Source organism: Micromonospora sp. PLK6-60 (assembly GCF_019890675.1).
GTDB lineage: Bacteria > Actinomycetota > Actinomycetes > Mycobacteriales > Micromonosporaceae > Micromonospora.
This window is the reverse complement of record NZ_JAIOAA010000003.1, coordinates 255527-268411: the sequence shown is the minus strand read 5'-3', so window position 1 is coordinate 268411 and position 12885 is coordinate 255527. Positions and strand designations below refer to the sequence as shown.

The window sequence follows — 12885 nt, the reverse complement described above, 5'->3', positions numbered from 1 at the left end:
GGGGCCCCTCCTTACACCCGCGCCGGGTCAGCGGCGGAGTAGCGCGAACACGCCCCAGCCGAGCAGTTCCCGCCGGAAGCGGACGTGCCGCAGCGGGTCCTCGGTCAGCTCCCGACGCAGCTCCCCGGCGAGTTCGTCGTCGGGGTTGGCGTCCAGCCAGCGGCGCAGGTTGAGCCAGTGCGCCGCCGCGTACCGGTCCCAGCTGTCCTGGTCGGCGAGGACCATCTCGACCAGGTCCCAGCCGAGGTCGCCGAAGAGCGCGACCAGGCCGGGCAGGTCGTGGAAGTCCTCCCTCGACTCGGCGTGGCACGCCCGCACGGCGTCCTCGTCCGGCGGTTCCCGCCGCCAGTAGGGCTCGCCGACCAGCGCCATGCCGCCGGGGCGCAGACTCCGGGCCAGGATCTCCAGCGTGCCGGGGACACCCCCGCCGATCCAGGTGGCGCCGACGCAGGCGGCCACGTCGACCGGCGATTCGGGTACGAACACCGCGGCGTCGCCGTGCGCGAACCGGACCCGGTCGGCGACGCCGAGTTCGGCGGCGCGCTCCCGGGCGGCGGCGGTGAAGGCGGTGCTGATGTCCACGCCGGTGCCGACGACGCCGTGGTCGCGGGCCCAGGTGCAGAGCAGTTCGCCCTTGCCGCTGCACAGGTCGAGGATCGAGGTGCCGGGCCGGAGCTTGAGCGCGCGGCCCAGCGTGGCCAGCTTGCCGGCGTCGTACGGGTTGAGGATGCGCAGGTCGCCCTCGCGGATGACGAAGCTACGTGGCAGGTCCAAGGCGGTCACTCCAGGTGGTGGATGCGGCTGTCGGGAAGGGCTGATGCTGGTCGGCTCGGCTCAGCACGCTCGGCAGCGGCACAAAAACACCCTCTTCGGTTCGCCGGAGTGACGGTGTGCCCAGGGTAGGGATCCGGGGGCGGTCGGGCCACCGGTATTCCCGGCGTGGCCGGTCCACATCGCCAACGCGTCGGCGGTGTCGCCGGCGCGGATATCTGCTGTGGTCTATGTCACGTTAGCGTCGGCGCACGCCGGCGCCGTCCCGCGCCGGCGGGACGGAGGACGCCATGACCACACCGCGGAAGACCACCACCACGCTCGTCGCGGCCCTGCTCCTGCTGCTGTCCCTCGCGGTGCCCGCCCGCGCCGCCGCCACGCCGTACACCAAGGCGCCGGTCGCCGGCTCGCTCGGCACCTACAACATCTCCGGGGTGTATGTCGCCGGGGTCTCCTCCGGCGGCTACCTGGCCACCCAGCTCCAGGTGGCGTACTCGGCGCGGATCCGCGGCGCGGCTATCTTCGCCGCCGGGCCGTACTACTGCGCGCAGAACAACGTCACCCAGGCGCTCTACGGCTGCGGGGACAACATCTACCCCACCTACGTGCCCACCCTGGAGAGCTACACCCGCACCTGGGCGTCGTACGGGTGGATCGACGGCACCGGCAACCTCTCCGGCCAGCCGGTGTACGTGTACCACGGCGGCAACGACAGGACGGTGCAGAAGTCCGTCACCGACGACCTGGTCCGCTACTACCAGGACTTCGGCGCCAGCGTCCGCTACGACAGCGGCAGCGCGGCCGGGCACGCGTGGGTCACCCCGTACGGCACGGTCGGTTGCACGTCGACCGCCTCGCCGTACCTGAACGACTGCGGCACTGACCCGCAGAACGCCCTGCTCGGCAAGCTCTTCGGCGCGGTCTCCGCGCCGAACACCGGCCCGCTCGGCGGCACGCTGGTCCGGTTCGGCCAGAACACCTTCGCCACCAACGGCTGGGCGAACGGGCTGAGCATGGACGCCAACGGCTTCGCGTACGTGCCGGCGTCCTGCGCCGCCGGGCAGAGCTGCCGGCTGCTGGTCGCCCTGCACGGCTGCGCCCAGGGCTATGCCCGGGTCGGCACCGCCTTCGTCGACCGGGCCAACCTCAACCAGTACGCCGACACCAACCGCACGATCGTGCTCTACCCGCAGGCGATCGCCACGGCGGTGAATCCGAACGGCTGCTGGGACTGGTGGGGCTACCTGGGCGCCACCAACTACCCGATCAAGGGCGGCGCGCAGGTGGAGACCATCATGAACATGGTCCGCCGGTTGGGTGGCTGAGCCCGCCGGGTACTGCTCGGAGTGACCGAGCCGTCCCGTCCGCCCAGGCAGGGTGGCCACGAGAGGAGAGCTGATGATCTTCATTACCGCGAAGTTCCGGGTCCGGCCGGAGGATGCCGACCGCTGGCCCGAGATCGCCGGCGACTTCACCCGGGCCACTCGCGCCGAGCCGGGCTGCCTCTGGTTCGACTGGTCCCGCAGCCTCGACGACCCCACCGAGTACGTGCTGGTGGAGGCGTTCCGGGACGACGAGGCCGGTGCCGCGCACGTGCAGTCCACGCACTTCCGCGAGGCCCAGCGGACGCTCCCGCCGCACCTGGCGGAGACGCCCCGGATCGTCAACGTGACGGTGCCGCAGGACGGCTGGTCGGAACTCGGCGAGATGGCGGTGCCCCCGCAGGGCTGAGCGGCCGGGCCGCCCCGGCCGGTTCCCTGGGTTTTCGGGGCCGTCCGGGGCGGTCCGTCCGTGTCGTGCGGGTCGCCCCAGAGTGGCTCGTGCGGGTCGCCCCGGGGTGGCCTGGGCACGTCGTCCGGGCTCCCTGAGGCCGGGCCAACCCGGTCGATTCATCCGTGCTGGGCGCCGCCGCTCTGCACTCCCTGGGACCGCGCCACCCCCGGTCGGCCCACCCCCGGTCGGCCCACCCGTGCTGGCGCCTTTGCTCTGCTGCCCCGGAGGCAACGGAAACGCCCGGAAAGTGTTGCGCGCGGGGCAGCAGAGCAAAGCGTGCGAGAGGGGTCCGGTGTCTCGAGCCCGGGCCATGGCCGGGCGTAGCGCGACCCGGGCCGCCGCCGTGCTCGTGCGAGAGGGGTCCGGTGTCCCAAGCCGGGCCACGGTCGCGGCGGGTGGCCGTCAGGCCCTCCGCTCGTGCCGCAGCCCGTCCAGGTGATCGGCCAGCAGCGCCCGGACCCGTTCCGGCGGCATCAGGTCGGGGTGCAGTAGGGCGTGCAGGGTGAGCCCGTCCAGCAGGGCGTGCAGCCGGGCCGTCTCCAGGTCCGGCTCGCGACCCGGGGCGACGAGCCCGTCGGCGGCGAGCGCGCCGATGGCCGAGGCGCAGACGCGCCGGACGCCGTCGTCGGCCTCCCGCATCAGCGTCCCGGTCTCCGGGTCGGTCCGGGTGCGCGCGGCGAGCATCAGCCAGACCTCGGCCTCGCGGGTGCGCTGCCGGTCCAGCGGGAGCACCTCCTCCAGCAGTTGCCGCACCGCCTCGCGGACCGAGCCGGGCCAGCTGCGGGCGGTCAGCCGCTCGGTCGCCCGGGCGATCACGTGCTCCATGGCGAAGGCGAGCAGTTCCCCCTGGGTGGCGAAGTAGTGCCGCAGCGCGCCGGGTGACCAGCCGGCCTCGGCGGCGACGCTGCGGACGGTGGCCGCCGCGACGCCGTCGCGGTAGACGACCTGCCAGAGCGCCTCGGCGAGTTCGGCGCGGCGTTCGTCCCGGTTGACGATCTTGGGCACCCGATCCTCCGGCGGTGGGCGTGACAGCCGTTGCTACGGTTATCGCACAGCGTACTAAAAAGGGGTGGTCATGCTGGTCGGACTGATCGTCGCCTGTGAGGTGGCTTTCTGGGTACTGCTGCTCGCCGGGCTCGTCGCGCGCTACCCGCTGCGCCGGCCGCGAGTGGGTGCCGCGCTGCTGATCGCGGTGCCCCTGGTCGACCTGGTGCTGCTCGGCGCGACGGTGGTCGATCTGTACGGCGGCGCGACCGCCACCTTCGCGCACGGCCTCGCCGCCGCGTACCTCGGCTTCTCGGTCGCCTTCGGTCACTCGATGGTGCGCTGGGCCGACCAGCGGTTCGCCCACCGGTTCGCCGGCGGGCCGCCGCCGGTCCGGCCGCCGCGGTACGGCCTGGCCCGGGCCAGGTACGAGTGGCGGGAGTGGGGCAAGGGCATGCTCGGCTGGGCGGTGGCCTGCGGGCTGCTGCTGGCCGCCATCCTGCTGGTCGGCGACGCTGAGCGGACCCGGGAACTGGAGTCCTGGATCGGCCGGCTCAGCCTGGTCATGGCCGGTTGGCTGATCTTCTGGCCGGTCGCGTACACGGTGTTCCCCAAGCGCCGGCCACCCGGCGTCGCCGCCGGGTGATCGGCCCGACGGCCGCCGGGGGTCCCTGCCGGACACCTCGCAGTGCAGGGTGGCGCCAGGGGCCTTCAGCGTGTCGGACTCCACAGTGTCACCTGTCATCGGATGGCCGCTCCGACAACTGATCGTCACCGCGACCGGACGGGCAGGTCGGGCTGCCCGGGAAGGGCTCGGCGGTGGCCTTCGCGTGGTAGCGGGCCGGTAGCCCCCCGTGGTTACGATCTTGCCCGCACCTGCTCTCTACCACCAGGGGGGACCACTTGAAGAGAAGGCTGATCGGGCTCGTCTCCGCGCTCGCGGTAACGGTCGGCGGGTCGCTGGCCGCCGCCGCCCCGGCGCACGCCGCCACCCCGGCCGTCATGATCACCAAGGTCTACTACGACTCCCCGGGCAAGGACACCGGAGCCAACAGCAGCCTGAACGCCGAATACGTCCAGCTGACCAACAAGCGCCGCACCGCCGTCAACCTGAAGGGCTGGACGCTGCGGGACAAGGCCAACCACACGTACAAGTTCGCCACGGACCTCCGGCTCCCCGCCGGCAAGAGCGTGGTCGTGCACACCGGAAAGGGCCGTAACACCAGCGCCCACCGCTACTGGGGCCGCTCCTGGTACGTCTGGAACAACACCGGTGACAAGGCGTTCCTGCGCAACGCGTCCGGTGGTCTCGTGGACAGCTGCACCTGGACCAAGAAAGGTAACGGCTACACGTCCTGCTGATCCGGCTCGGCCGCTGACGGCTGACCCGGTGCCGGCCGCTGAGGTGTTAAGCGGGGCCCCTTCCTATACCGAAAGCGTTAAGAAGGGGCCCCGCCTTTCACGCGGTCAGCTTCGCAGGGTCCACTTCTGGTTGGCGCCGTTGAGGCACTGCCAGAGCTGGATCCGGGTGCCGTTGGTCGTGCCGAACGCGCTGGCCTCCAGGCACAACCCGGACTGCGCGCCGGTGATCGAGCCGTCGGCGTTCAGGTTCCACTGCTGGTTGGCCTGGCCGTTGCAGTCCCAGATGATTACGGCGGTGCCGTTGGCGGTGCCCTGGCCGGAGGCGTCCAGGCACTTGTTGCCGTACACCGTCAGTTGCTTGCCCGCGGTGTAGCTGAAGCGCTGGTTGGTGCCGCCGTGGCAGTCCCAGAGCTGAACCTGGGTGCCGTTGGTGGTGGTGGAGCCGGGCACGTCGACGCACCGGCCGGATTGGCCGCCGACGATCTGGATGTTCTGGTTCGTCGGCGGCCCACCGCCGCCGGGCGGCAGCAGCGTGACCGTGGAGGTGTCGTTGATGTTCGCGTGCGACACGGTGACCGTCGTGCCGTTGTTCGCCAGGCTCACCACGCTGTCGCGGACCGTGACCGGGCCGGACACCGCCCCGCCGTTGTTGTGGGGGATGTTCTGCACCACCACCCGGACCTGGTTGTTCACCACGATCCCGGTGGTGGTGTCCAGGCGTTGGAGGTTGACTGTGACGTTGCCGGTGGTCGAGTTGCCGCCGACGAGGATCTTCGCGGAGCCGGTGTCGCGGGTGGCGAACGCGTCGTAGGAGGCGCTCGGGGTGACCGCGGCGATCTGGCCGGTCATCGAGCCGTAGTACTGGTAGGCCCACCATTCGCCCTTGGGCTGGTACTGCCCGGCGGAGTTGCGGGTGAGTAGGCTGGCCAGGTCGTTGTGCAGGTTCTGACCACCGGCCCAGTTCGCCCGCAGCCCGTCCGCGCCGGCGCGTTCCAGCCGGGCCAGGTACCACGCCCCGCCGGCCGGGTTCTGCTGGTTGGCCGCGCCGTACTCGTTGATCTGGTGCGGTCGCGGGTGCGCGATGCCCCGCGCGTCGAGCGTCTGGTTGGCGGTGGCCACGTTCGCCACCGGGTCGCCGGGCAGCGAGTGCCAGCTGAAGATGTCCGGCACCACGTTGTTGGCCTTCACGTAGTCCAGGAACTGGGTCCACCAACCACTTGTCGACGGCACGCACGCGCAGCTCGGCCCGACGATCAGCATGCCGGGGAACGCCGCGCGGATCCGCTGGTAGGTGCGTCGCCACAGCTCGAAGTACTGCGACTGGGGCCGGTTCCAGAACAGGCTGATGTTCGGCTCGTTCCAGATGTCCCACTGCACGGTGATCCCCGACGAGCGCACGTCGGCGAAGAGCCGGTCCAGGAAACGGTCGTAGTCGCTCCAGTCGCCGTTGTCACCGGGGTAGCGGCTGATCGAGGCGCCGTCGGCGCCCCACAGGTCGTGGTCGAGCAACACGAACGTGCCGCCCAGCGCGGCGGTCCGTCTCGCCTGCGCCACGGTGGCGTTCCACCGGCGGTCGTACCCACCGCCGACCCAGCCCTGGCCGGGTAGTTGCGCGCCGCCGGCACGCATCGCCCGGAACCGTACGTCCCGGAAGAAGCTGTCCGGCGGATTCTGGCCGTTCTCGGTCATCCCGTAGATCCAGCCCGATCCCCGGTAGGTCGGCGTACCCAGCGAGGCGGAGAAGTTGACGGTGAGCGACTCGTCGGCGGCCCGCGCGGGGGACGGGACGGCTGCGAGCGAGCAGGCGACGGCGAGGGCACCGGCGGCGATCCGGGCGGCGAGGCCACGGATCCGTGGTGCCCGGGCGTGGGGGAGGTTCACTGCGACTCCTTCGGCAGTGTGGTGGGGCTGCGGAGGACGCCCTAGCGAATCGATTCGCCGGGCAGCCTAGGCGTCGATGTCCATGGATGTCAACGCCGTGACCAGCTCGTCAAGATTCGGTATCGGCAAGCAGGGATCCATCGTCTTGACCGCATACATTCATCGGCTTATCTTCGGTCGAACCGATTCGCCAGATCGCTTCCCGAGAGGGGCCAACCCATGACGACATCCGGATGGCGGCGGGGCGTGGCCGGCGTCGCCCTCACCGCGCTCACGGCCGTCGGCGCCGTCACCGGCTGCTCCGCGGCCGACGGGCCGGCGGGCGGCGCCGGTGGCGCGTACACCGTCTGGGACCCGTACCCGCAGTTCGCCGGCGGGTCCGACTGGGAGAAGCTGCTCCAGAGCTGCGGCGCTGACGCGGGCGTGACCGTGCGCCGCACCGGCTACGACACCACGGACCTGACAAACAAGGCGTTGCTGGCGGCGCAGCAGGGCAACTCACCCGACGTGCTGATCGTCGACAACCCGGTGATCTCGACGCTCGCCCAGGCCGGCGCGCTGACCTCCGCGGACGAGACCAAGCTGGACACGTCGGCCTCCGCGCCCAACCTGCTCGGCGCCGGCCAACTCGACGGCAAGGCGTACGGCGTCCCGATCGGGGCGAACACGCTCGCGCTCTGGTACAACAAGGACCTGCTGGGCCAGGCCGGGGTGGACGTCGCGTCGATCAAAGACTGGCCGTCGCTGACCGCCGCGCTCGCGAAGGTCAAGGGCGCCGGCAAGAAGGGCATCACCTTCTCGGCGATCGGCACCGAGGAGGGCAGCTTCCAGTTCCTGCCCTGGTTCTGGGGTGCCGGCGCCCAACTGACCGCGCTGGACTCGCCACCGGCGGTGTCCGCGTTGACGCTCTGGACGGACTGGCTGACCCGGGGGTACGCGCCGAACTCCGTCATCAACAACACCCAGACGACCAGTTGGCAGGAGTTCGCCGGCGGTGACTACGCGTTCGCCGAGAACGGCACCTGGCAGCGGGCGAACGCCGAGAAGCTCGACTTCGCGTACGGCATCATCCCGGTGCCGGCCAGCGCCGGCGGCACCGCGCCGGCCCCCACCGGCGGCGAGTTCGTCGCCCTCCCGGTGCAGCGCGACACCGGCCGGTACGACGTCTCGACAAAGCTGGTGACCTGCCTGACCAGCCCGGACAACCTCCTGAAGACGGACACCACACTGTCGTACGTCGCCCCGGTGGCGGCGGTGCAGCAGACGCAGGTCACGGCGGATCCGGAGCTGAAGGTGTGGGTCGACGCGGTGAACGCCGCCAAGGGCCGCACCGGCGACAACCTCGGCACGAAGTACCCGAAGATCCCCGAGCAGCTGTGGACGGCCGTGCAGGGCGCGCTGAGCGGTGCGAAGTCGCCCCAGGCGGCGCTCTCCGCCGCCCAGGACGCGGCCGCCGCCGCCACCCGGTAGACCCGGCCGGACGCGCCGCAAATGAGCAGCACCCGCGGCGGTCGGTGGACGGCGTGGGCGTTCCTGGCCCCGGTGACCGTCTACCTGCTGGCCTGCTACGCCTACCCGCTCTACCGCAACGTCGAGCTGAGCCTGCGGCGCTACACCGTCCGGTCGTTCGTCTCCGGCGGCGCCCCGTTCGCCGGGCTGGACAACTACCGGGACGTGGTGACCCACCCGACCTTCGGGCCGGCGCTGGCGCACACGGCCGTCTTCACGGCGGTGTCACTGCTGTGCCAGTTCACCCTCGGACTGGCGCTCGCGGTCTTCTTCCACCGGCACTTCCCGCTGTCGCGGACGCTGCGGGCGCTGTTTCTCGTACCGTGGCTGCTGCCGCTCATCGTCTCGGCCTCGACCTGGTCGTGGCTGCTCAACAGCGAGGCCGGCGTGGTCAACGCCGCGCTCGGCGCGTTGGGCCTCGATCCGGTCAACTGGCTCACGTCTCCGCGCTGGTCGCTGGTCTCGGTCATCGTCGCGAACATCTGGATCGGCATCCCGTTCAACCTGGTCGTCCTGCACAGCGGCCTCCAGGCGATCCCGACCGACGTGTACGAGGCCGCGGCGCTGGACGGGGCGAGCGGGTCGCAACGGTTCTGGCGGATCACCTTCCCGTTGTTGCGCCCGGTGTCGGCGATCACGCTGCTGCTCGGGCTGATCTACACGCTGAAGGTCTTCGACATCATCTGGATCATGACCCGGGGCGGGCCGACGGATTCGTCCACGACGTTCGCCACCTGGTCCTACCGGCTCGGGTTCGGCAGCCTGCTGCCGGAGTTCGGCCCGGGCGCCGCGGTCGGCAACCTGCTGATCGTCGTCGCCCTCATCGGCGGGTTGAGCTACGTCCGGGCACAGCGGAGGCAGCGGTGGTGACGCGAGGACCGGCCCGGGCCGCCTGGTGGCGGACCGGCCTGGGCGTGGTGTTCACCGCGCTGATGCTGTTCCCGGTCTACTGGATGGTCAACGTCTCGTTCACCCGCGAGGGCGACCTGCGGGCCGACCCGCCGCACCTGTTCCCGGTCGACGGCACCGTCGACGGCTACCGGGTGGTGCTGCGCGAGCAGCTGCCCTACCTCGGCACCAGCCTGCTCGTCGGGCTCGGCACCGTGGCGCTGACCGTGGCCCTCGCCGCGCCCGCGGGATACGCGCTTGCCAAGTTGCGTCCGGTCGGCGGCGGTGCGTTGAGCTTCGTGCTGCTGATCGCGCAGATGGTCCCCGGGATCATCATGGCGATGGGGTTCTACGCCATTTACCTCCGGCTCGGGGTGCTCAACTCGGCGGCCGGGCTGGTGCTGGCCGACTCCACAATCGCCGTACCGTTCGGGGTGTTGATCTTCACGGCGTTCATGTCCGGCATCCCCGACGAGGTGTTGCAGGCCGCGCTCGTGGACGGCGCCGGCCGGTGGCGGACGTTCCGGTCGGTGGTCCTGCCGCTGAGCCGTGGTTCGATCATCACGGTGTCCCTGTTCGCCTTCCTCTGGGCCTGGTCGGACTTTCTCTTCGCATCCACCCTGGACGCCGGCGGCGCCAGCCGGCCGATCACCCTCGGCATCTACCGCTACATCGGCAACAACAACCAGGAGTGGAACGCGATCATGGCCACCGCCGTGGTCGCCTCCGTCCCCGCCACCGTCCTGCTGATCGTGGCCCAGCGGTACGTCGCCGCGGGCGTGACGGCCGGCGCGGTCAAGGACTGAGCCACCCGCACGACAGAAAGGCAGCCCTCCGATGACCGTCGCCCCCACCGGTCCGGCCTTCTCCGTCCGGGAGATCCCGTTCAGCCAGCACGGTTCCTGGCTCAGCGTCTCCCCGGTGGTCGCCGAGAACAGCTACGCCGAGGACCTGCACCTGATCTCGCACCGCAACGGCATGCACCCGGTGCTGCGGTTCACCCCGTCCGGCGACGCCACGGTGACGGCCCGGCCGGCGCTGCTGGGCTGGCACGACCGGGCCGGCCGGGTCGAGCTGACCTTCGCCAGCCCGGACACGGTGCGGCTGCGGGGCCGCGGCGCCGGATTGCGGATCACGGCTGCCGCCGCCACCCTCACCCCCTTCAGCGGGACCTACCTCTACGCCGACCCGGTTGCCTCCGCATCCGTGTTCACCTCCTACGAGACCGGCCGCCGATACCGGGTCACCGTGCTCACCGGCACCGCCGAGACGAGCGGCACGCAGGCCCTCGGCACCGCCGAACGGGGCCTGGTCCTGCCCGCGGACCAGGCGTGGGAGATCGCGATCGAGGAGTACGCGACGGCCCGGGGGCCGTACCTGTCGAGCGCGGACTTCGACGGTCTGGTGCACGCCGGTCGGGCCGACTTCGCGGCGTTCGTCGAGGCGGTGGCGCCCTGGCGCGACGCGGAGACGCCGGCCGCCGAGCTGGCCGCGTACGTGCTGTGGTCGGCCACGGTGGCGCCGGCCGGCTTCGTCACCCGCCCCGCCACCCTGATGTCGAAGCACTGGATGAACAAGGTGTGGAGCTGGGACCACTGCTTCAACGCGCTCGCCCTCGCGGCGGGGCACGCCGACCTCGCCTGGCACCAGTTCCACCTGCCCTTCGACCACCAGGACCCGGCCGGCGCGCTGCCGGACTCGGTGACGCACTCGGAGATCCTGCACAACTTCGTCAAGCCGCCCATCCACGGCTGGGCGTTGCGGCAGTTGCGGCGGCGGTCGGGCCGGGCGGTGCCCCGCGACGAGCTGGCCGAGGTCTATCAGCGGCTGGCCCGCTGGACCACGTTCTGGCTGGAGCACCGGCGGGTGCCCGGCCGGCGGCTGCCGCATTACCAGCACGGCAACGACAGCGGTTGGGACAACGCCACCACCTTCGACGACGGCCGGGTGGTCGAGGCGCCCGACCTGGCCGCGTTCCTGGTGACGCAGCTGGCGTACCTCGCGGAGCTGGCCACCGAACTGGACCGTCCGGACGAGGCGACGCGGTGGGCCGACGTTGCCGGCGAGGTGCGCGACGCGCTGCTGGGGGAGCTGTGGACCGGTGAGCGGTTCACCGCGCGCGACCCGTGGACCGGGCGGACCAGATCCAGCACCAGCCTGCTCGACCTCATGCCCGTCGTGCTCGGTGCGGAACTCCCGGCGCACGTCGCGGCCACCCTCGCCCGGCGCGTGGAGACCCACCTCACCGAGCACGGCCTGGCCACCGAGCCGCTGGACTCACCGCACCACCTGGCCGACGGCTACTGGCGGGGTCCGATCTGGGCCCCGGCCACCGTCCTGGTCGAGGACGGGTTGCGCCGGGCCGGGCACACCGGGCTGGCCGACGAGATCAGCCGGCGGTTCCGGATCCTGTGCGAACGGTCGGGCTTCGCCGAGAACTTCGACGCCAAGACCGGCGCGGGTCTGCGGGACCGCGCGTACACCTGGACCGCGAGCGGCTACCTGCTGCTCGCCGGCGACCACCGCCGCCGGCGGGCCGCGCGGGAATGACCGACCCGACGGTACGCCGTCAGCGGGCGGCGCGGGGCGCGGGCACCGGGCCGGTGCTGGCGCGCAGTGAGATCGGTGGCCGGTAGAGCCGGTGCCGGGGCGCGGTGGCGGGCGCGGCGATCCGCTCCAGCAGGAGCGCCACCGCCGCCGCGCCCATGTCGACGATCGGCACGTCCGCCGCGGTCAGCGACGGCCGGAAGTTCTCGGCCCAGTGCCGGGCGGCGACCCCGGTGAGGGAGAAGTCGCGCGGCACCACGAGCCCGGCGCTCTCCAGCGCCCGCTGCATGCCGGGCAGGGCCGCCTCGTTGACGGTGGCCACGGCGGTGACCTCGGGGTGGGTCGCCAGCAGTTCCTCGACGCACGCCTCGCCGGCCGAGACGTCGTCGCCGCAGCAGACGTCGACGCCGACCAGGCCGCGCTCCGCCGTCGCCTCGGCGAAGCCGGCGGACGCGCGGTTGCCGGGACCGTAGCCGGCGGCGACGAGTTCGGCCGACCGGTTGACCAGGGCCACGTGCCGGTGCCCCAGGTCGGCCAGGTGGTGCACGCAGCTGGCGATGAGGCCGCCGTAGTCCACGTCCACCCAGCTCATCCCCTGCGGCTGGGCGGTACGGCCGATGGTCACGAACGGCAGGCCGGTCTGCTCCAGCCGGCTCACCCGCTCGTCGGTGAGGCGGATCTCCATCAGGACCACGCCGTCGACGCGGCGGCCGGTGACGATGCGTTCGAACGACCGGTCGTGGTCGCCACCGGACGGCGACAGCAGAACGTCCAGGTCGACCCGCGCGGCGGCCTCGACCACGCTGGCGACGAAGCCGAGCTGCATGTCGGTGAGGCGCCGGCTCGCGGGCGGGATGACCAGGCCGAGGGTGCGGGTGCGGCCCTCCTTGAGGGCGCGCGCGCTGGCGTTGGGTCGGTAGTCCAACTCGTCGATGACGGCCTGGATGCGCTGCCGGGTGGCCGCCGAGACCGGTCGCTTGCCGCTCAACACGTACGACACGGTGCTGCGGGACACCCCGGCACGCCGGGCGATCTCACCGATGTTCATCCCGCTCCCGGCAACGGTCGTCGAATCGGTTCATCCGTACGCCCGGATCATAGCGCCGGCCCGCGACTGTTAACGCTCACCGCGCTCCCGCCGTGGTCGGACCCGGAAGTTTCCGGTTGGCG

Annotated in this window: 12 protein-coding genes; 8 read left to right on the top strand and 4 right to left on the bottom strand. The window is 71.8% G+C overall.

Annotated features, from left to right (window positions below; all coding sequences use genetic code 11):
• Window positions 1–27: 27 nt before the first annotated feature.
• Window positions 28–783 carry a cyclopropane-fatty-acyl-phospholipid synthase family protein gene (locus tag K7640_RS07535; protein ID WP_222953983.1) on the bottom strand — a complete coding sequence of 252 codons (756 nt, stop codon included), beginning with the start codon at window positions 781–783 and terminating at the stop codon, window positions 28–30.
• 278 nt (window positions 784–1061) lie between these two features.
• Between K7640_RS07535 and K7640_RS07530 the strand changes: the two genes are divergently transcribed.
• Both K7640_RS07530 and K7640_RS07525 read left to right on the top strand, forming a co-directional pair.
• The gene (locus K7640_RS07530) at window positions 1062–2096 is read left to right on the top strand and encodes a PHB depolymerase family esterase (RefSeq protein WP_222953982.1); all 1035 of its coding nucleotides are present in this window, start codon (window positions 1062–1064) and stop codon (window positions 2094–2096) included.
• A 73-nt stretch (window positions 2097–2169) separates the two neighbouring features.
• Entirely contained in the window at window positions 2170–2502 is a 333-nt protein-coding gene (locus K7640_RS07525; protein WP_222953981.1) for a putative quinol monooxygenase, read from the top strand.
• A gap of 444 nt (window positions 2503–2946) precedes the next feature.
• Here the strand turns inward: K7640_RS07525 and K7640_RS07520 are convergent, their stop codons facing one another.
• On the bottom strand, window positions 2947–3549 hold the full coding sequence (locus K7640_RS07520; protein ID WP_222953980.1) for a TetR/AcrR family transcriptional regulator: 603 nt from the start codon (window positions 3547–3549) through the stop codon (window positions 2947–2949).
• 70 nt (window positions 3550–3619) lie between these two features.
• On the opposite strand from K7640_RS07520, the gene K7640_RS07515 reads away from it, so the two are divergent.
• The gene (locus K7640_RS07515; protein WP_222953979.1) at window positions 3620–4174 is read left to right on the top strand and encodes a hypothetical protein; all 555 of its coding nucleotides are present in this window, start codon (window positions 3620–3622) and stop codon (window positions 4172–4174) included.
• A 257-nt stretch (window positions 4175–4431) separates the two neighbouring features.
• Entirely contained in the window at window positions 4432–4890 is a 459-nt protein-coding gene (locus tag K7640_RS07510) for a lamin tail domain-containing protein (RefSeq protein ID WP_222953978.1), read from the top strand.
• 105 nt (window positions 4891–4995) lie between these two features.
• Here the strand turns inward: K7640_RS07510 and K7640_RS07505 are convergent, their stop codons facing one another.
• Window positions 4996–6771: a ricin-type beta-trefoil lectin domain protein gene (locus K7640_RS07505; RefSeq protein ID WP_308042481.1), complete on the bottom strand. Its 1776-nt coding sequence runs from the start codon at window positions 6769–6771 to the stop codon at window positions 4996–4998.
• Between the two features lie 219 nt (window positions 6772–6990).
• On the opposite strand from K7640_RS07505, the gene K7640_RS07500 reads away from it, so the two are divergent.
• The 4 genes from K7640_RS07500 (at window position 6991) to K7640_RS07485 (ending at window position 11718) form a co-directional block, all read left to right on the top strand.
• Window positions 6991–8241 carry an extracellular solute-binding protein gene (locus K7640_RS07500; protein ID WP_222953977.1) on the top strand — a complete coding sequence of 417 codons (1251 nt, stop codon included), beginning with the start codon at window positions 6991–6993 and terminating at the stop codon, window positions 8239–8241.
• 21 nt (window positions 8242–8262) lie between these two features.
• Window positions 8263–9150: a carbohydrate ABC transporter permease gene (locus K7640_RS07495; protein ID WP_222953976.1), complete on the top strand. Its 888-nt coding sequence runs from the start codon at window positions 8263–8265 to the stop codon at window positions 9148–9150.
• A gap of 62 nt (window positions 9151–9212) precedes the next feature.
• Window positions 9213–9974, top strand: a complete 762-nt coding sequence (locus K7640_RS07490) for a carbohydrate ABC transporter permease (protein ID WP_222954334.1) — start codon at window positions 9213–9215, stop codon at window positions 9972–9974.
• A 31-nt stretch (window positions 9975–10005) separates the two neighbouring features.
• Window positions 10006–11718, top strand: coding sequence for an amylo-alpha-1,6-glucosidase (locus K7640_RS07485; RefSeq protein WP_222953975.1), 1713 nt, complete (start codon window positions 10006–10008; stop codon window positions 11716–11718).
• Window positions 11719–11737: 19 nt separating this feature from the next.
• Here the strand turns inward: K7640_RS07485 and K7640_RS07480 are convergent, their stop codons facing one another.
• Complete coding sequence (locus tag K7640_RS07480; RefSeq protein WP_222953974.1) at window positions 11738–12763, bottom strand: LacI family DNA-binding transcriptional regulator; 1026 nt, start codon at window positions 12761–12763, stop codon at window positions 11738–11740.
• Window positions 12764–12885: the final 122 nt, after the last annotated feature.